At 25.6% G+C, this 17,427-nt stretch carries 10 protein-coding genes and 11 tRNA genes; 18 read left to right on the forward strand and 3 right to left on the reverse strand.

All coding sequences use genetic code 4. The annotated features are described in order from the left end of the window. Positions 1-1,903: 1,903 nt before the first annotated feature. Both SGLAD_RS00820 and SGLAD_RS00825 read right to left on the reverse strand, forming a co-directional pair. The gene (locus SGLAD_RS00820; RefSeq protein ID WP_166739145.1) at positions 1,904-2,518 is read right to left on the reverse strand and encodes a flavodoxin; all 615 of its coding nucleotides are present in this window, start codon (positions 2,516-2,518) and stop codon (positions 1,904-1,906) included. A 91-nt stretch (positions 2,519-2,609) separates the two neighbouring features. Further along, positions 2,610-2,975, reverse strand: a complete 366-nt coding sequence (locus tag SGLAD_RS00825; RefSeq protein WP_134297159.1) for a MerR family transcriptional regulator — start codon at positions 2,973-2,975, stop codon at positions 2,610-2,612. A gap of 122 nt (positions 2,976-3,097) precedes the next feature. Between SGLAD_RS00825 and SGLAD_RS00830 the strand changes: the two genes are divergently transcribed. From SGLAD_RS00830 to mgtA, 17 genes are all read left to right on the forward strand, one after another. Then, positions 3,098-3,967, forward strand: a complete 870-nt coding sequence (locus SGLAD_RS00830) for an aldo/keto reductase (protein WP_134297160.1) — start codon at positions 3,098-3,100, stop codon at positions 3,965-3,967. Positions 3,968-4,632: 665 nt separating this feature from the next. Continuing rightward, positions 4,633-5,088, forward strand: coding sequence for a transposase (locus SGLAD_RS00835; RefSeq protein ID WP_134297161.1), 456 nt, complete (start codon positions 4,633-4,635; stop codon positions 5,086-5,088). Between the two features lie 519 nt (positions 5,089-5,607). Continuing rightward, positions 5,608-5,790: an IS3 family transposase gene (locus tag SGLAD_RS05505; protein WP_134297162.1), complete on the forward strand. Its 183-nt coding sequence runs from the start codon at positions 5,608-5,610 to the stop codon at positions 5,788-5,790. Positions 5,791-5,873: 83 nt separating this feature from the next. Next, positions 5,874-5,948, forward strand: a tRNA-Cys gene (locus SGLAD_RS00845). 272 nt (positions 5,949-6,220) lie between these two features. Next, a tRNA-Arg gene (locus SGLAD_RS00850) sits at positions 6,221-6,297 on the forward strand. Positions 6,298-6,347: 50 nt separating this feature from the next. Then, positions 6,348-6,424, forward strand: a tRNA-Pro gene (locus SGLAD_RS00855). 31 nt (positions 6,425-6,455) lie between these two features. Further along, positions 6,456-6,531 (forward strand) — tRNA-Ala (locus tag SGLAD_RS00860). A 7-nt stretch (positions 6,532-6,538) separates the two neighbouring features. Beyond that, positions 6,539-6,615 (forward strand) — tRNA-Met (locus SGLAD_RS00865). 17 nt (positions 6,616-6,632) lie between these two features. Next, a tRNA-Ile gene (locus tag SGLAD_RS00870) sits at positions 6,633-6,709 on the forward strand. A gap of 56 nt (positions 6,710-6,765) precedes the next feature. Further along, a tRNA-Ser gene (locus tag SGLAD_RS00875) sits at positions 6,766-6,858 on the forward strand. Between the two features lie 5 nt (positions 6,859-6,863). Next, positions 6,864-6,939: transfer RNA gene (locus tag SGLAD_RS00880), tRNA-Met, on the forward strand. 4 nt (positions 6,940-6,943) lie between these two features. Continuing rightward, positions 6,944-7,020, forward strand: a tRNA-Asp gene (locus tag SGLAD_RS00885). Between the two features lie 8 nt (positions 7,021-7,028). Then, positions 7,029-7,104, forward strand: a tRNA-Phe gene (locus SGLAD_RS00890). Positions 7,105-7,301: 197 nt separating this feature from the next. After that, positions 7,302-9,155: a lipoprotein gene (locus SGLAD_RS00895; RefSeq protein ID WP_134297163.1), complete on the forward strand. Its 1,854-nt coding sequence runs from the start codon at positions 7,302-7,304 to the stop codon at positions 9,153-9,155. 292 nt (positions 9,156-9,447) lie between these two features. Beyond that, a tRNA-Ile gene (locus SGLAD_RS00900) sits at positions 9,448-9,524 on the forward strand. A gap of 59 nt (positions 9,525-9,583) precedes the next feature. Beyond that, positions 9,584-11,395 (forward strand): MATE family efflux transporter, encoded by a 1,812-nt coding sequence (locus SGLAD_RS00905; RefSeq protein WP_134297164.1) that lies wholly within the window; start codon positions 9,584-9,586, stop codon positions 11,393-11,395. Between the two features lie 202 nt (positions 11,396-11,597). After that, positions 11,598-14,312, forward strand: coding sequence for a magnesium-translocating P-type ATPase (gene mgtA / locus SGLAD_RS00910; protein ID WP_134297165.1), 2,715 nt, complete (start codon positions 11,598-11,600; stop codon positions 14,310-14,312). Between the two features lie 19 nt (positions 14,313-14,331). Here the strand turns inward: mgtA and SGLAD_RS00915 are convergent, their stop codons facing one another. After that, complete coding sequence (locus SGLAD_RS00915) at positions 14,332-14,742, reverse strand: hypothetical protein (RefSeq protein ID WP_134297166.1); 411 nt, start codon at positions 14,740-14,742, stop codon at positions 14,332-14,334. Positions 14,743-14,917: 175 nt separating this feature from the next. Between SGLAD_RS00915 and leuS the strand changes: the two genes are divergently transcribed. Further along, on the forward strand, positions 14,918-17,335 hold the full coding sequence (leuS, locus tag SGLAD_RS00920; RefSeq protein ID WP_134297167.1) for a leucine--tRNA ligase: 2,418 nt from the start codon (positions 14,918-14,920) through the stop codon (positions 17,333-17,335). Positions 17,336-17,427 lie beyond the last annotated feature (92 nt).

Below are 17,427 nucleotides of genomic sequence, written 5' to 3' on the forward strand. Positions count from 1 at the left end.
TGTTTTATAGAATAGATATATTTAAAACTTATTATTAATTCTGATAATAGAAATCAAAATACTTCTATTGTTGTTAAAAGATGCGCTAAAAAAACGACATCATAGTATCAATATATAGACCAAGAAGTTCAATTGATAATGCAATACGCGAAACTTTTTCTCATTCTTTTTCGAAAAAGAATGAGAAAAAATTCTAAAACAAAACAGCTATGATTATTTAAAATTATAATTGAGAATTACATAAAATTTTACAATAATACAAGAACAATAATAAACATAATAGTTCTTCAGTATATCTTATTTAGATCGTATCGAAACAAATAATAAAGTTCATAAATATTGAAGTATTTTTATAAAATACATTTTGTATACTTGATAAAGTATATTTATTGTTAAATATATGTAATGTTTATTTTTATTTTAAATAGAATTTTAAATTTTTTGTAACTTGTTTTGCGATATTTGACAAATTGACAAAAAACTATAATTTTTTTATTTTAATTTAAAATTTTTTTACATTTATAAGATATTTATATCTAACAAACACCAACGATTGCAAAGTGAAATTTGTATATATTTTTTTTCTGCAAAAATTTTTGTTGTAGTTTGATTTATATTAAAAGCATTGACAAAATAAGTTATATGTTTTTTATTTTCGCGCTTGTAGTTTTTAAGTTTTTGAAGTTTTATTTAAATTTGGTATCATTTTTAATTGATATATAACAATCAATAATATAACCTGTTTTTACATTCTTTATAACACTCCAATAAGCAATTTGTTCATTTTCATATTGCAAATATCTGACATTTATTACATATAGTTCGCTTTAGTCATATTTAATTCATTGTCTATTTACAAAATTAGTTATTTTTTCTACTTTATTATCATTCGGTTTAATCATTCTTTTTAGTCCGACTTTTAATTTATCTACTAAAAAAACTCACATATTTATAAATCAATGAGTTTGTTGCTACACATCCGTACATCATTTCCCCTTATTTTCATATTCTAAGTTATTTATAACTATTGTTGGTATTAAAAGATATGTTTTGAATAAAATTAACAAATTTTTGATTAAACTTATAAATAAAAATAATTTCACTTTTTTACCAATCTATAATAATATATTGAATAGTTTGTAATACGCAGCTCAAAAAATCAGCTTATAAATTTTTTGTTATTTGCAATATATAAGTATTTTAAATCTTTCTTTTTCTAAACTATTATGAAAGCAAATTATTTTTTAAAATTTTGAAGTTCTTTTCTTAGAACTTCCAATTATTATCGACCAACTACACTTAATAGCACATTTGTCCAAATAATCCTTATTAAAGTCTTTTTAACTATTCTATCTCTTGTTCTTTATAACCTAAAACTTAATTTCTAGTTGCTGAGTATGATATTTATATTTTTTTGCTGATTTTTTTGAGTGTTTGTTTTTCAATCCATTTTTTACCGCTTATGCTTTTTTTAAAATATACTTTTTTTATTTATTCTTTTGTAATTTAGTATAAAAAATCACTTATGCTTAGATTATATTAGATTTCTTTATTTTAACTTTATTAATATTAGATTATAGTAAATTTATTTTTAATGTCTTTTTTACTATAAATATTAATCTCCCAAGGTAAATAGTATAATTCACTTTTTAATTATTATTATATTTTCTACTACTTTTATTGTTTGAACTTTTTGTCTTTGACTTTTGGTATATAAAAACAACCTTTATATAAAAACTAGTTATTTAAATTATTTTAAATAACTTGGTCTTTTAAAGGTTGTCTATTCTATTTCTTGTTTACATATTCTTTTTCAAACTCAAACTTATTTTTATTATTTTAATAAAGCTTTTTATTGTTTATAAAATTTTTTAAAGAAAATTATTAATTACAGCTTTAAGAACTATTCTAAAGTTTTAACTTTATCTAAATATGTGTTTGCAAGTCAATTGTCTACATCGTTTCTACTACTTGAATAAACTTCTTTTTCTATAATGGCATCTTTTGATGAATTATCTCTTAAAAAGTTTAAAGCTCTAGTTAAATGTTCACTTAAATAAGCAGAAGATCTAATAAATGGAAAAATACGTTTATTATCTAAGTTATAGTGCTCTAAAAATGAACCTATTATCATAGGTGCAACATGTCACCATATAGGAAAACCTAACAATATATAATCATAATTATTTATATATTCTGGATATTCTTTCATTTTTGGTCTTAAGTTATTTACCGCTTCATTTCTTGCATCTTTTGATAATTCTGAGTAATTTGAAGAATATGGTAATTCTCTTTCAATTTTAAATGTTTTTACATCAAGTTTGTTTGCGATATAATTTGCCATAGTTTCAGTGCCATTCGATCAAGAAAAATAAACCACAATTGTTTTTGATTTTGTATTTTCATTTATTTTGTTGTCAAATTCGTTATTTATATTAGATGTAGAACAACTAACGGTACCAATTGATAAATTGGAAATTAGCGCGATACTAAATACTCATTTTAAAATTTTTTTCAAAAATACCTCCTTATATATAAAGTTTAAATATTTTAACTTTATAATATAATGATAAAACATTAGAGCAACACTAATGCAATACAAATTTATATTAAATTAAAATTTTTTGAAAAATTTTAATTTTATTTTTTAAAAATTCTATTTGATCATCAATATCTTTTCGCATTTTTATTGCTAATTTTAATTGTTTATCTATTATTTTAAATCTTTCTAACATTGTAGTATCGCCTTGCTCTATAAGTTGCAAATATCTTTGAATATTTTTTAGGCTAAGTTTTGTTTTTTTTAAGCAAATTACAAGTTCTATAAATCTAAGATCTTTTTCTTCTACATAACGATATCCATTAGCATCTCTTTTAAAACAACTTAAAATATTTTTTTTATCATAATATCTGAGTGTATGTTCAGATATAGAATATCTTTTTGAAATATTATTTATATAATATTTTTTATTCATAAAATCACCTATTAAAAATATAGCATATAAAATAAATTTTTTTAATAAATTGTATTGACTTAGAGCAACTCTAATGATTTATTATATAAATAATTACAAATGCGTAATTAGGAGGAAAAATTATGAAAAAAATCAAATTAAATGATGGTAATGAAATGCCTTTTATATCTTTTGGTACATATCAAATAACAGATTTAGAACTATGTGAAAAAGTTGTTTTAAATGCTTTGGAAGTAGGATATAGGGCAATTGACACCGCACAAAGTTATTTCAACGAAGAGGCTATAGGTAATGCCCTAGAAAAAACAAATGTTGCAAGAAAGGACATATTTTTAACTACAAAAATATGAATTAGTAATTATAATTACAATAAAACAATTGAGTCATTTTATAATTCTTTAAAAAAATTGAAAACAAATTATATAGATTTAGTTTTAGTTCATCAACCTTTTGGTTATTATAGAGAAGCGTTATCTGCACTTTTAAGTCTTAAAAAGTTAGGTTATATAAAATCAATAGGTATATCAAATTTTTACGATGATAAATTGGCTGATTTATGCTTATTTAATAATAGCGATTTTATTCCAGTTATTAATCAAATAGAAGTGAATCCATTTTTTCAAAGAGACAAAACAATAGAAAATAACATAAAATATGGTGTAAAACCAATGGCATGAGCTCCATTTGCTGAGGGAAAAAATGATATATTTAATAACTCAGTATTAAAAAAAATTGCAAACAGACATAACAAATCAGTAGCACAAGTTATTTTAAGATGATTATACGAACAAGACATCCCATTTATCACAAAAAGTATTAATATCGAAAGAATGAAAGAAAATATTTCTATATTTGATTTTAGTTTATCTAACGAAGATAAAGAACAAATCAAGTCTTTAGATAAAGGGGTTTCTCAGTTTTTTAATCATAATGATATTGATGGTGTTGAAATGATATATTCGTTAGTGAAAAAGAGAAATGAAATTAAGTAGTTAAAATTGTTTTGTAAATTAAACATAAATGAATTAAAAAAGCAAATTGAGTAGGATTGTCGAAAATTAGTCTTTTATATTAGAAAAAAATTTAAAAATGATTCTCATAAGAAAATGAAAATTAAAATAATGCAAGTAAAAATACTTTAAAATATTTAATATACTTTGTAAACCTAAATTAGAGTTTAAATATCGATCTAGTTTTATAAGAACTAAAATTGAATAGAACTTTTAGATAAATAAAAAACTATAACAAAGTTAATACAAACAGCGTCAGGTTTTGATTTGATTAGAAAATAAATTTTGGTAAATAAAAGTATTAAGGTATCTAAAAAATACTTAGAAAAGATAGACATTTATCAAGCTATTCATTTTAAGGAAAATTTTTATAATAGTAATGATTTGATTAAATAACTTATTAAATATCTAATCTTATTGGTTTAATTTAACTAAATCTAAGTTTTTTATAATAAAAATATAATTGGATAGATAAATAAATTTTTTTTGCATTATATGTAGGTGAATTTTAAATTGAAAAAAGTTTTTACAATATATAATATATATTCCAAATATATAAAAAAAATTACTTTTGAACATCTAAAATAAAATTGACAGTAAAAAAGTACTTTTATTGTTAAAATTTTATTAAAAGGTGTTCTTTTCATATGGCAAAACAATGATCAAAAAACGAAAAAATTAATATTATTGAAGAATCTAAAAAAATTAGAATAACAGATGCTGCATTAAAATATGATGTTAGCACAAGTACAGTCAAAAGATGAAAAGCAGAACTTAAAACTAAAGGTGAAGGCTCTCTTGAATGAGGGAACAAAATTCAAATAAAAAGAAATATTAAGAAATTTAAATCTCATAATTGAATTTTTAAGGACCTTGACAATATGACAACAGAAGAATTAAGAGAAGCTTTAAAATTGGAACGAGCTCTAAAAAAGCATTTGGCGAAGACAACTAAGGAAAATTACTTCGCTATTTTTAATAGTTCAAAAAAGTTTACTTCAACATTAATTTGTAAATATTTAGGCGTTTCAAGATTTAGTTATTTAAAATGACTAAAAAGTGGAAAACCTATGAATAAAACTACAATCAAGTTCTTGCTATAAAAATCAAACTTATTTTTTATTTGTTTAAAAAACGTTTAGGTTACAACATGATAACTTTACTTTTAAACAAATATTTTAATCAAAACTTAAAACCATGAGTAGTTTATAGATATATGAAATTCAATAATTTAAAAGCAGTTTGAAAAAAAGAGTGCCAAAATATGACAAATCTGGCTTTGAGATATGAAAACTTATTGAATAGGAATTTCAATTCAGATTGTTTAAATCAAAAATGAGTTACAGATGTAACTTACATAAAGATAGCCTCAGGAAATGCATAATTATTTGTTATAAAAGATTTATATAATTCAGAAATTGTTGATTAAAAATTATCTAACAGTCCTAATGGTAAATTATGTTATAAAAACCTTATCTCCGCAGTCAAAAAGAGAGGTGCTCCTGATATTATTCATTCTGATCAAGGTAGTCCTTATACCAATGAAACTTGAAAAGTTTATGTGATGAAAACAAGATAAGTATATCCATGTCAAGAAGAGGTAACTCTCCTGATAACGGAGTGTGCGAATCTTTTTTTGAACAATAAAAAATGAATGTATTTATACTTATAAAATAAAAGAGTGAAATTATTCAAATATCTATACAGTAATTTCAGATTATATTGATTATTATAATTATGTTAGATTTATGTTGAAACATAAAAAAACTCCATACGAAATTCGTATGGAGAAAGTACCTTTTTAATGTCAATTTTAATTGACAAGTTCAAACTAGTTTTTTTTATTTGCATAAAAAAATATGTTTTTTGTTATAATTATTTTTGTAATGGTACCATAGCCAAGAGGCTAAGGCATGGGACTGCAACTCCCTGATCGTCGGTTCGACTCCGACTGGTACCTCCATTTAAAAAAACAATAGAGAATTAATTTCTCTCTTTTTTATTATTTTTAGCAAATGTTATTAAAGTGTTATATAATCAAACGGCAATTAGTTAGTTGTAAAGCCAATTATTAACTTTATTAACATTATTAAAGTATTTCTTGAAAAAAAATTTAAAATAAATAAAAAAGTTCAACAATTTTCAAATTTGTTGTTATAATAATAATTGTCAATTTTAAATTAATTGCCAAAAACAAAAAAACTATATTATAATAATTTTGGTTTTACTAGATATGCGCCTTTAGATCAATTGGATAGATCGTTTGACTACGGATCAAAAGGTTAGGGGTTCGAGTCCCTTAAGGCGCGCCAATATTAGAAAATCGAATATTATAATAAAAGTTGTAATATTCATTATATTTCGGGAAGTGGCTCAGCTTGGTAGAGCATTCGGTTTGGGACCGAAGGGTCGCAGGTTCGAATCCTGTCTTCCCGACCATTATTTTACAATTTTATATTTTATTATATATGGGCCCGTAGCTCAGCTGGGAGAGCACCTGCCTTGCACGCAGGGGGTCGACGGTTCGATCCCGTTCGGGTCCACCATATATATGGCGGGGTAGCTCAGCTGGTTAGAGCGCTCGGCTCATACCCGGGAGGTCAAGAGTTCAAGTCTCTTCCCCGCTACCATATATTATTTTATTAATGGACCTTTAGCTCAGTTGGTTAGAGCATCCGGCTCATAACCGGATGGTCATTGGTTCGAGTCCAATAAGGTCCACCATAATTTGACTCTAAGCGAATTCGCAAATTATGTGGGACAATTTGAAATTTAGTAACGGAAGATTACCCAAGCCTGGCTGAAGGGGTCGGTCTTGAAAACCGAGAGTCGGGGAAACCCGAGCGGGGGTTCGAATCCCTCATCTTCCGCCATTCACCGCGGGGTGGAGCAGTTGGTAGCTCGTCGGGCTCATAACCCGAAGGTCGTAGGTTCAAGTCCTGCCCCCGCAACCATTTTGGCCCCATAGCGAAGTTGGTTATCGCGCCTCCCTGTCACGGAGGAGACCACGGGTTCGAGTCCCGTTGGGGTCGCCATTTTTATTGGTTTTGTAGCTCAGTTGGTAGAGCAGTTGACTGAAGCTCAACGTGTCGGCGGTTCAATTCCGTCCAAAACCACCATCAATTTTAAAAAATAATAAATGTCGTAAAGGCATTTTTTTTATTATTTATTTAAATTTATAAAAACTTTTTTATTTTTTTAACACTATAAATAAACACTTTTTTTAACATTTTTTTATTAATAAAAATTTATAAACTTGTAATTAAAACCATCTAATATAAAATAATTAAAATAGTATTTTTAGTTAGGAGTATATATGAAAAGATTATTATCTATAATGGGTGGAGTTGGATTAATATTTTTTACATCAAGTAATGCAATATCATGTGGATTTAAAATAAGTAACAATAATTCTTCTAAAAATACAGATAATAACAAAAGTGATGATGGTTTTGATTATGGAGAAGTCAAACCAGGTGTTCCCAGTTCAGAAGATGATAATTTGGATCCAGGTAGTGGTGGAATCAAAGATGAAGATGATGAAACCAAAACTAGTAAAGAAAAATTTATTTTAAATAAAAACAAAGGTAATATCTATGTTGATACTTTCTCTTTAGAACAAATTGCATTAATTGATAATTATGCAAAAATTCAAAATTACCCAAATAGTATTCCAAAAAAAGTAATTTTTGATAATGAAGAAGATAAAGAAAAAGTAACAATTAAAATTGAAAAAGACATTATTAAAGCAAAAGTTCGTAAAGAACTTGATACAAAAACAATTTTACCTATTAAATTTAGTTTAAGCTGTGTTGATGGAAGTAAAGCTAGTTTTACTTTAAACGTACAAGCAAAGCAAGTTGATTTAAATGAATTACAAAATAAAACAAAAGTTAATTTTTTTGTTGGAGAATATGATGAATATAATCAACCTAAAAACATTGGTTATGATAGTAATTATTTTGGGGATATTAATAATTTTGATTATAAAAAATTTTTAAATAAATACATTGAATTTAATGGTATTAGTATCTTAGATGAAGATGTAATAACTCAAATTGTAGAAAACGAAACTTATAATAAAGGTAAAAATTTAGAAATTGTTATTGCAGCAAAACCAAATCAAGAAGTGCAAAGATTAAAACCAAACTCTGCTTTAAAATTATCAATTAATTCTAATGTTGATCCAATTGATTACTTTGCTAAAGATGAAATTGAAGTTAATGTTTTTAGAGGGACTTATGAAGAAATTTCTAAAAAAGGTATAAAAACCGGAGATGAACAAGGCATAAAAGCACTAATTTTTGAACAATTAATGAGTGGCAATACTCCTTATAAATTTTTACATAAATTAAGTTCTGATAAATATGCAAAAATGACTACAAGACTTTTATCTTCTGCTAAACTAGAAAAAACAGAAAATACAAAAGGAAAAATTATACTAGACATGTCTCAATTTGATAATGTTTTTAAAGGTAACTTAACAATAAATTACAAACTTATTGAAGAAACTAGAATAAGTTTATTTGAAGAAGTATATGATAGTAAAAACAAAAAATATAAAAAATATGACATTGATGAAGCTATATTGAAAAATCCAGATGAAGCAAAAATTAAAGAAGCTAAAAAACAAATTTATAATAAATTTAGCTCCAATTTTAGAGAAAGAGTCTCTTTAGAAGAATTTACTGAATTTACTAGATTTAGTAAACAAAAAAAAGAAACAGGATTTGAAAAGATATTTAAAAAACAGTTTAGTGAATATTGAGCGGGATATGGAAAATTTAATGGTGATCAAGAATACAAATTAGAAGTCCTACCTGGTTCAAAGGTTTTATATGGACATTATGCTAAAACATTTTGAAATTACATTAACACATATGACACAAAAAACGATAAAGGTAAATGAGAGGTTGTTGTAAAAGATCAAATCTCTGGTCTAGTGAATCAAGACAAATGGGTTAAACAAGGTGGTGGAACATCTGGGTCTGATTTTTATGGTTATGAAGGTGGATTTAATGATGAATATACCGAAGGTCTTGGATGATGAACAAAATCTTTATCAAATGAAGACCAAGAACCAAAAGAAGACAATGGTTGTGTACAAACAGGAGAATATAACGAAGGATTTCCAATACTGAAAATTAATTATTTAATAAAGCAATACTAATTTTTTATATATAAAAGAAGTTTAAAGGTAAGTTCTTTTATGTTTTTTTAAAACTTCTTAATTTATTTACATAATTTAAAATCCTAAATTATTTTAAAAAACTTACCATTTTTTTTATTTTTTACTATACAATAATTTAGGACATTATTTTTGTCACAAAGAAAGGTTATTCTGCAAATGTTAGACTATACAATATTTTATTTAAAAAATAAGTTAAATAAAAATACAATAAAAAAACTTTTAAAAAAAGATTGTAAATTCTTGGCAGATAACTTATAATAATTATTGTTTTCGGAGCATAGCTCAGTTGGTTAGAGCGCACCCCTGATAAGGGTGAGGTCGGTGGTTCAAGTCCACTTGTTCCGACCATTTATTGAAATTAATAAGCACTTTCTCCAAGAAAGTGCTTTTTTTATAAAGGAGTTATAATGAGTGTTAGTGAAGTAAATAATCTTGAAGATTTTAATACTAATAACGTCAAAAAAAAGAATAAAGTAAAGAGGCGGTTTTTTGCTACAGGTAAATGATATAAAATCGCTTTAACTTTAATCTTGTGATCTGTATTGCAAGAAATTTTAATGGCTTCAACAGATTTAATTGATAATGTATTTGTAAATCATTTATATGAACATCAAGTTGAAGGATTTCAAGATTTAATAGATTACATTAAGGGTACAGGATGAACTCAAAACATGACAACTGAAAAGCTTAATTCTGTAGGATTACAAAGTTTAGCAGGTTATGCATTGGATGGAATAAATTACACACCAGGTCAAATTGGTGTAAATGCAGTTAGTGCTAGTAACCAATTATATATAATAATGTTTGCAATGGTTTCTGGATTTTGTTATGGTTCTGGAATTTTTAGTGCTCAATATTTTGGAGCTGGTGAATATCAAAAACTAAAACATATAACATGTCTAAAAATGTACTTAACTTTATTTATTACTTTAATATTTGCAATAATTGGAATTGGTGGTATTACTAAGTATTTTATTGGCTTTACAACTCATCCTGATTATCAAAAAGATGCTTTACCACCAAAAACCAAATTGAACGAAACTTCTAGCTCACAAGAAATTAAAGAAGTATTTGAATATATTCAAAATAAAGTAGCTATTTTAGCAACAAAACAAGGAGATAAATATTATAAAATAGTATCTTTAAGTTATCCTTTACTTGTAATTAATCAAGTAGCAACAACTGCTTTGAGAGAAACTAGAAGACCATTTTATTCATTCTTTATGTCTTCAATATCTTTGGTTGCAAATGCTTTATGTAATGTATTTTTAACAGCACCAACTTTTATTCCAAATTTTACAGGTTATGGAGTTGTTGGAGCTGCTCTAGGAACTGTTAGTTCTAGAATCTTACAATCAATTTTTATACTTGTTTTATTAGGAATTAAAAAATTTGAATTTATTCCAAGTATAAAACACTTTAAAATTCCTAAATATATACTTAGAATTTCTTTAATTAAAAGTTTACCAATATTATTAAATGAAACTTTATTTGCATTAGCGCAAGTTGTTCAAGTTAAATTAAGAGCTCAATATTCTGCAGATTCATTATCAGCAAATGCAATGTATGAAACTATGTTGATGGCGTTTTTCTCACCAATGTATCATGGGCTTAACGCTGGTATTTCTACCTTAGTAGGAAATGAATTAGGAGCTCAAAACTTTAAAAAAGCTAAATATAATGCAAAACATTTAATGCGGCTAAGCTTTATGATTGCTTGTGGATTTTTAGTTATCTTTGCTGGTTTGTCATGAGTGATACCAAAATTAATATTTCCAAATACAACTCCAGAAGGAATTAAAATTGGAGAGTGAATGGTATTTATTTATTCAATGACTTATCCAGTAATATTAATGAATACTTGTGTATACTCCATACTTCGAGCCGGAGGTAATGTTGTTAGAGCCTTTTTAATGGATTCTGCTTTCAATTGAGTATTTCAAATTCCAGTATTATTTATATTAATTCATTACAATTTATTTAATAATCCAAATGGTTTTATAAATTTAAATATTATCTATATACATTTAATCGTATGTATGTTTGAAGTATTTAAGTTAGTTCCTTCAATGATATTTTATTTTAGAGGAAAATGACTAACAAGTATTATTGATGAAACTAAATTTAAACATAAAAATGTTCCAAAAGATTTAATTAATAAAGAATCTATAAACATTGAAAATAAAGAATTAAATAATAACAAAAAAATAGAAAAGTAAGATACTTTTCTATTTTTTTGTAATATTAAGATATAATAAAAAAAGATTTTAAATAGAAAAGAGGTGGTATTATGAGCATTCCTTCCGCCAGGGACAAAAAAACTTTTAAAAGCATTATATTTAAAAAGAGCGCTCATAATAGACACCCTTTATTTAATTGTTGTTAAATTACTAAAGAGCTCTCTTTAAGAAAGGGAGAACAATGGAAAAAGTTAATAAAAAGATTTCTAAAGAAGTTAGAAATAATACAATCAAAAATTCTTTGACAGTTTTTTCAAAACTAGATCAAGAAAAAATTTTAAATAAGTTTGAACTTGAACAGTTTGGGCTAAGAGAAGAAGAAGTTGAAAAACAAAAAACAAAATTTGGAGAAAATAAATTAAATTCAAAAAGATTTAATTTTCCAATTGTTTTTTTAAAATGTTTTTTTAGTCCTTTTAATCTAATTCTTATCATTATTGATATTTACAGTTTTTATAATTTTTTTAGCCAAGAAGTTGCAGAAAGAGATTCATTTGACCTTGCAGGAGCATTAATTGTTTTAATTATGATTCTATTAAGTGGAGGTATTACATTTTTACAAGAAATAAGATCTTTTTTTGTTATTAGAAAAATGACTTTTGATGATAAAAAATTAACTCATGTAATTAGAAATACTGATTTTAGTGTTAAAAAAATTGATAATGCTAACTCTGTTAAATTAATTAAAGAAGCAGAAGCTATTGATACAGAAGAATTGGTTCCAGGTGATTTAGTTTATTTATCAAATGGTGATTTAATACCAGCTGATATTAAAATTGTTTGATCAAACAATTTATATTTAAACCAATCATCACTAACAGGAGAATCTTTTCCAGTATTAAAAAAAGAAGATAACGCAAAAAAAGAATATTTAGAGTTTGAAAATATTTGTTTTACAGGAACTGATGTAATTTCTGGATCTGCACTTGGAGTAGTTATATCAACTGCAAAAGAAACTTATTTTTCAACAATAAACGATAGAGTTACTGAAAAAAGACCTAAGTCATCTTTTGATAAAGGTGTTAAAAAAATTACTTTATTATTAATATCATTTATGTTAGCAGTAACTCCAATTGTATTTTTAGTTTTTGGATTAAGAGGTTGAGGTCAAACAGGAGTTTGATTAGATGCTACATTATTTGCAATATCAATTGCTGTTGGTCTTACTCCTGAAATGTTACCAATTATAATTACTGCCAACTTATCTAAAGGTTATACAAAAATTAAAAAACAAGAAGTACTTGTTAAAAATTTAAATGCAGTTCAAAATATGGGAGCAATCGATATTCTTTGTACTGACAAAACAGGAACAATCACAAGTGGAGAAATTCATTTAGATCGTGTAATGGATTTTAACGGAAGCAAAAATCAAGTTGTTAATAATTTATTATATTTAAATAGTTATTTTCAAACAGGCTTTCAAAGTCCTATTGATCAAGCGGTATTGTTAACTGATAAAATCTTAAAACCAAATATAGAAGAATACACAAAGGAATGAGAAGTACCTTTTGATTTTAATAGAAAAATGTTATCAGTAATTTTATCTAAGAATGAACAAAAAGAAATATTTACAAAAGGTGCTATTGAAGAAGTAATGGCAATTTGTAATAGAGTCTCAATTCAAGGTGAAATTATTGAAATTACTGAAGAACACAAAAATAAAATTAGGAATCGTGTTACAGATTTAAATAAAGATGGATATCGAGTTGTTGGAATAGCTCATAACTATTTACAAGATGAAGATATTGAAGAAGATCTTGTTTTTATGGGATTTGCAACTTTCTTTGATGAACCAAAATCTACATCAAAAGAAATAATAAAAACTTTAAAAACTCGTGGAATTGATACAAAGATTTTAACAGGAGATAGTGAAATAATTACAAGAGCTATTTGTAAAAAAGTGGACTTTAGTATTTCAAAAATTTATACAGGTAAAGAAATTGAAGAAATGAATGATACACAATTACAAAGAGCTGTAAAAGATGCTAATGTTTTTGTGAAATTAAGCCCACTTCATAAATCTTTAATAATCTCAACTTTAAAAGAACAAGGACATGTTGTTGGATTTATGGGTGATGGAATAAACGATGCACCAGTTTTAAGAAATTCCGATGTTGCTATTTCATTTATTGATGCATCAAATATCGCACAAGATGCAGCAGACATTATCTTGGTAAACGACTCATTGATGGTTATTGATACAGCTGTTCATGAAGGAAGATCAAGTTTAGCAAATATTTTAAAATATATAAAAGTTACTATAGCATCAAACTTTGGTAATGTATTAAGTGTATTAGTTGCATTATTTCTAACTAACGTTGAACCAATGCAACCAATTCATTTGTTATTGCAAAACTTATTATATGATATTGTTATGTTTGCGTTTATTTTTGATAAAGTAGATAAAAAATTTACAGATTCACCAAGACCGCTTAAAACCAAAAACATAATTTGGTTTACCGTCATAAATGGACCTGTAAGTTCTATATTTGATATATCAACATTTTTAGTTCTTTTATTCGCATTCAAAGCACAAGTTGGAGTTCCATTTGGAATGCAAACAGACAAAGAAACACTAGAGCCTAATGCAATTGCAACATTTAATGCATCGTGGTTCTTAGTTGGATTAATGACACAAACTGCTGTTATGCAAATGTATAGAACAGAAAAAATACCATTTGTACAATCAAATGCGTCATGACAAGTAAATGTTTCAACCGTATTTGTTTGTAGTATGGCGATTGTTGTTCCTTACACTCCTATAAATCAATTAGTAAAAATGAATCAACCACCTTTAGCTTTCTTACCAGTGGGAGTTGGATTTGTTATTGCTTATGTATTTTTAGCTCAATGTGTAAAAATGTTATATATTAGAAGATTTAAAGAATGATTATAAAAAACCTTAAGTTTAAAACTTAAGGTTTTTGTTTATTTTTTTTAAAATAATAAATAATTATAAATTGAGAATCTGCAAAGTAACTTTCTAGTCAATTAATATAGTTATTCAATTTTTTATTATCTTTTTCAATTCAGTTTTTAAATATATCATTTTCATATCATTGGTCTTTTTCGTTATTAAATCTTCTTTCTAAGGCTTTTAATACGCGATCTTTTTCGTTGTATAATTCTAACCCTTCATAACTTGTAATTGTAACTTTTTGTTCATTGTTACTATTTTGCTCTAAAAAAGTCACTTCTATTTCTTTTACACTTCTAAATTGAATATAGATATCTATAAAATTTTGACCATACTTTCTTAGTTCTATAAATTTTTTATCCTTTTTTATTAATTCCATATTTTCTTTAGTAATAACAAACTTCAACATTTTTTTATCCCTTACTTTCTTATAAGTTAATTATAAAACTTTTATTATAGACAAAATAATTATCTTATATCTTTATTAAATTATTTAAAACTTAAACAAGGTTAATAATACCTTGTTTAACTAATGTTAAATATTATATAATTAACGAGACTTAAAAAATAGTAGGAGAATAGTTATGGAATATTCACATAAGAAAATTGAAAAAAAATGACAAAAGTATTGAGAAGAAAACAATACTTATAAAACAACTCAAGAAAGTGATAAAAAAGCTTATATTTTGGATATGTTTCCATACCCAAGTGGTTCTGGCTTACATGTCGGACACCCTAAAGGATATATAGCAACAGATGTTTTTGCTAGAATGAGAAAATTACAAGGTTATGATGTTCTACATCCGATTGGTTATGATGCTTTTGGTTTACCAGCAGAGCAATATGCAATCAAAACCGGAAATGATCCAAGAGAATTTACAGAACAAAATATAAATATTTTTAGAGAGCAATTAAAAATCTTAGGATTTAGTTATGATTATAATAAAGAAGTTAATACAAGTCATCCTGGTTATTACAAAACAACTCAGTGAATTTTTCAACAACTTTATAAACAAAATCTTGCTGAAATTAGATATGCAAATGTTAATTGATGTGAAGGATTAGGAACAGTTCTTGCTAATGAAGAAGTAGTTGTTAAAAATGGAAAAATGTATTCTGACATTGGAGATTTTGAAGTAATCAAAAAACCAATGAAACAATGAGTTTTAAAAATTACTCATTATGCAGATAAACTTTTAGAAGGTTTAGATGAACTAGATTGACCAAATTCTGTAAAAGAACTACAAAAAAATTGAATCGGAAGAAGTGAAGGGGTAATAATTAATTTTAAAATTAAAGGATCAAGTAAAACTTTACCTGTTTTTACAACAAGACCAGATACAATTTTTGGAATATCTTACTTAGTTTTAGCTCCTGAACATGAATTGTTAAAAGAACTTTGTTCAAATGAATTTAAAAAAGATGTAGAAGAATATGTACAATTAGCAAAAACAAAAACAGATATTCAAAGACAAGATGATTCAAAAGAAAAAACAGGAGCTTTTATTGGTTCATATGCAATAAATCCATTTAATAATGAAGAAATTCCTCTTTGAGTAGCAGACTATGTTTTAAATGATTATGGAACTGGAGCTGTAATGGGTGTTGCAGCACATGATAATAGAGATTTTGAATTTGCTAAAAAATATAATTTACCAATTAAATTTGTTATTGAAACAAAAGATACATCAAAAGCATTTATAGGAGAAGGAAAACATATTAACTCAGACTTTTTAAACGGACTTTTAAAAGATGAAGCAAAAGATTTAATTACAAAAAAAATATTAGAAAATAACTTTGGGCAAATAAAAGTTAATTATAAGTTAAGAGACTGATTGTTTTCAAGACAAAGATTTTATGGAGAACCATTTCCAGTTGTTTTTTTAGAAGATGGACAAATAGCTTTAGTTGATGAAAAAGATTTACCTTTAGAGTTGCCCAAAACAGATTATATTAAACCATCAGGAACTGGTGAATCACCACTTGCAAACATTTCTGAGTGAGTAAATATTGAGTTTAATGGAAAACCTGCAAAAAGAGAAACTAATACAATGCCTCAATGAGCTGGATCTTGTTGATATTATTTAGCATATATATTAACTACAAGTCCAAATAATTTAATAGACATTAACTCACAAGAAGCAAAAAAACTTTTTGAAAAATGATTACCTGTTGATCTTTATGTTGGTGGTCAAGAACATGCAACTTTACACTTACTTTATGCTAGATTTTGACATAAAGTTTTATATGATATTGGAATTGTCACAACTAAAGAACCATTTCAAAAACTAATTAATCAAGGAATGATATTAGCAGATAATGGTGAAAAAATGTCAAAATCTAAAGGAAATACAATCAATCCAGATGAAATTGTAGAATCACATGGTGCAGATACATTAAGATTATACGAAATGTTCATGGGACCAATTGAAGCTTCATTTCCGTGAGCTTTTAATGGATTAGACGGTTCTAGAAAATGGCTGGACAGAGTTTATCGTATTTTTGAAAAATTTGAATTTAGTCAAACAAACAATCATAATTTAGATTTTGTTTATAATGAAGTTGTAAAAAAAGTAACAACTATGATTGAAGAATGTAAATTAAATACAGCAGTTTCTCAATTAATGGTTTTTGTAAATGCGATTTATAAAGAAACTCAACCGATTTATATTGAATATATTAAAGGATTTTTAATAATGCTTTCAACTTATGCTCCGCATTTAGCAGAAGAATTATGAGAAAAAATTGGTCAAAAAGCAAGTGTATGTTTACAACAATGACCTAGTTATGACGAAACTAAATTAGTTAATGATAATACTATAATAGCTGTTCAAATTAATGGCAAATTAAGAGCAACATTTGAAACAAAAAAAGGAACAAGCAAAGAAGAATTATTAACAAAGGCAAAAAGCATTGAAAAAATAAGTGAATCCTTAAAAAACTCAACAGTATTAAAAGAAATTGCAGTTATTGATAAAATAGTAAGTTTTGTAACTAAATAATATTAAAAATTTATTCTTATAATAAGAATAAATTTTTTTATAATACAAAAAAATAGTTCTATAATAAATATGTAGAAGATAGAAAATGAGAA

The sequence above is a fragment of the Spiroplasma gladiatoris genome, assembly GCF_004379335.1.
Lineage (GTDB): Bacteria > Bacillota_I > Bacilli_A > Mycoplasmatales > Mycoplasmataceae > Spiroplasma_A > Spiroplasma_A gladiatoris.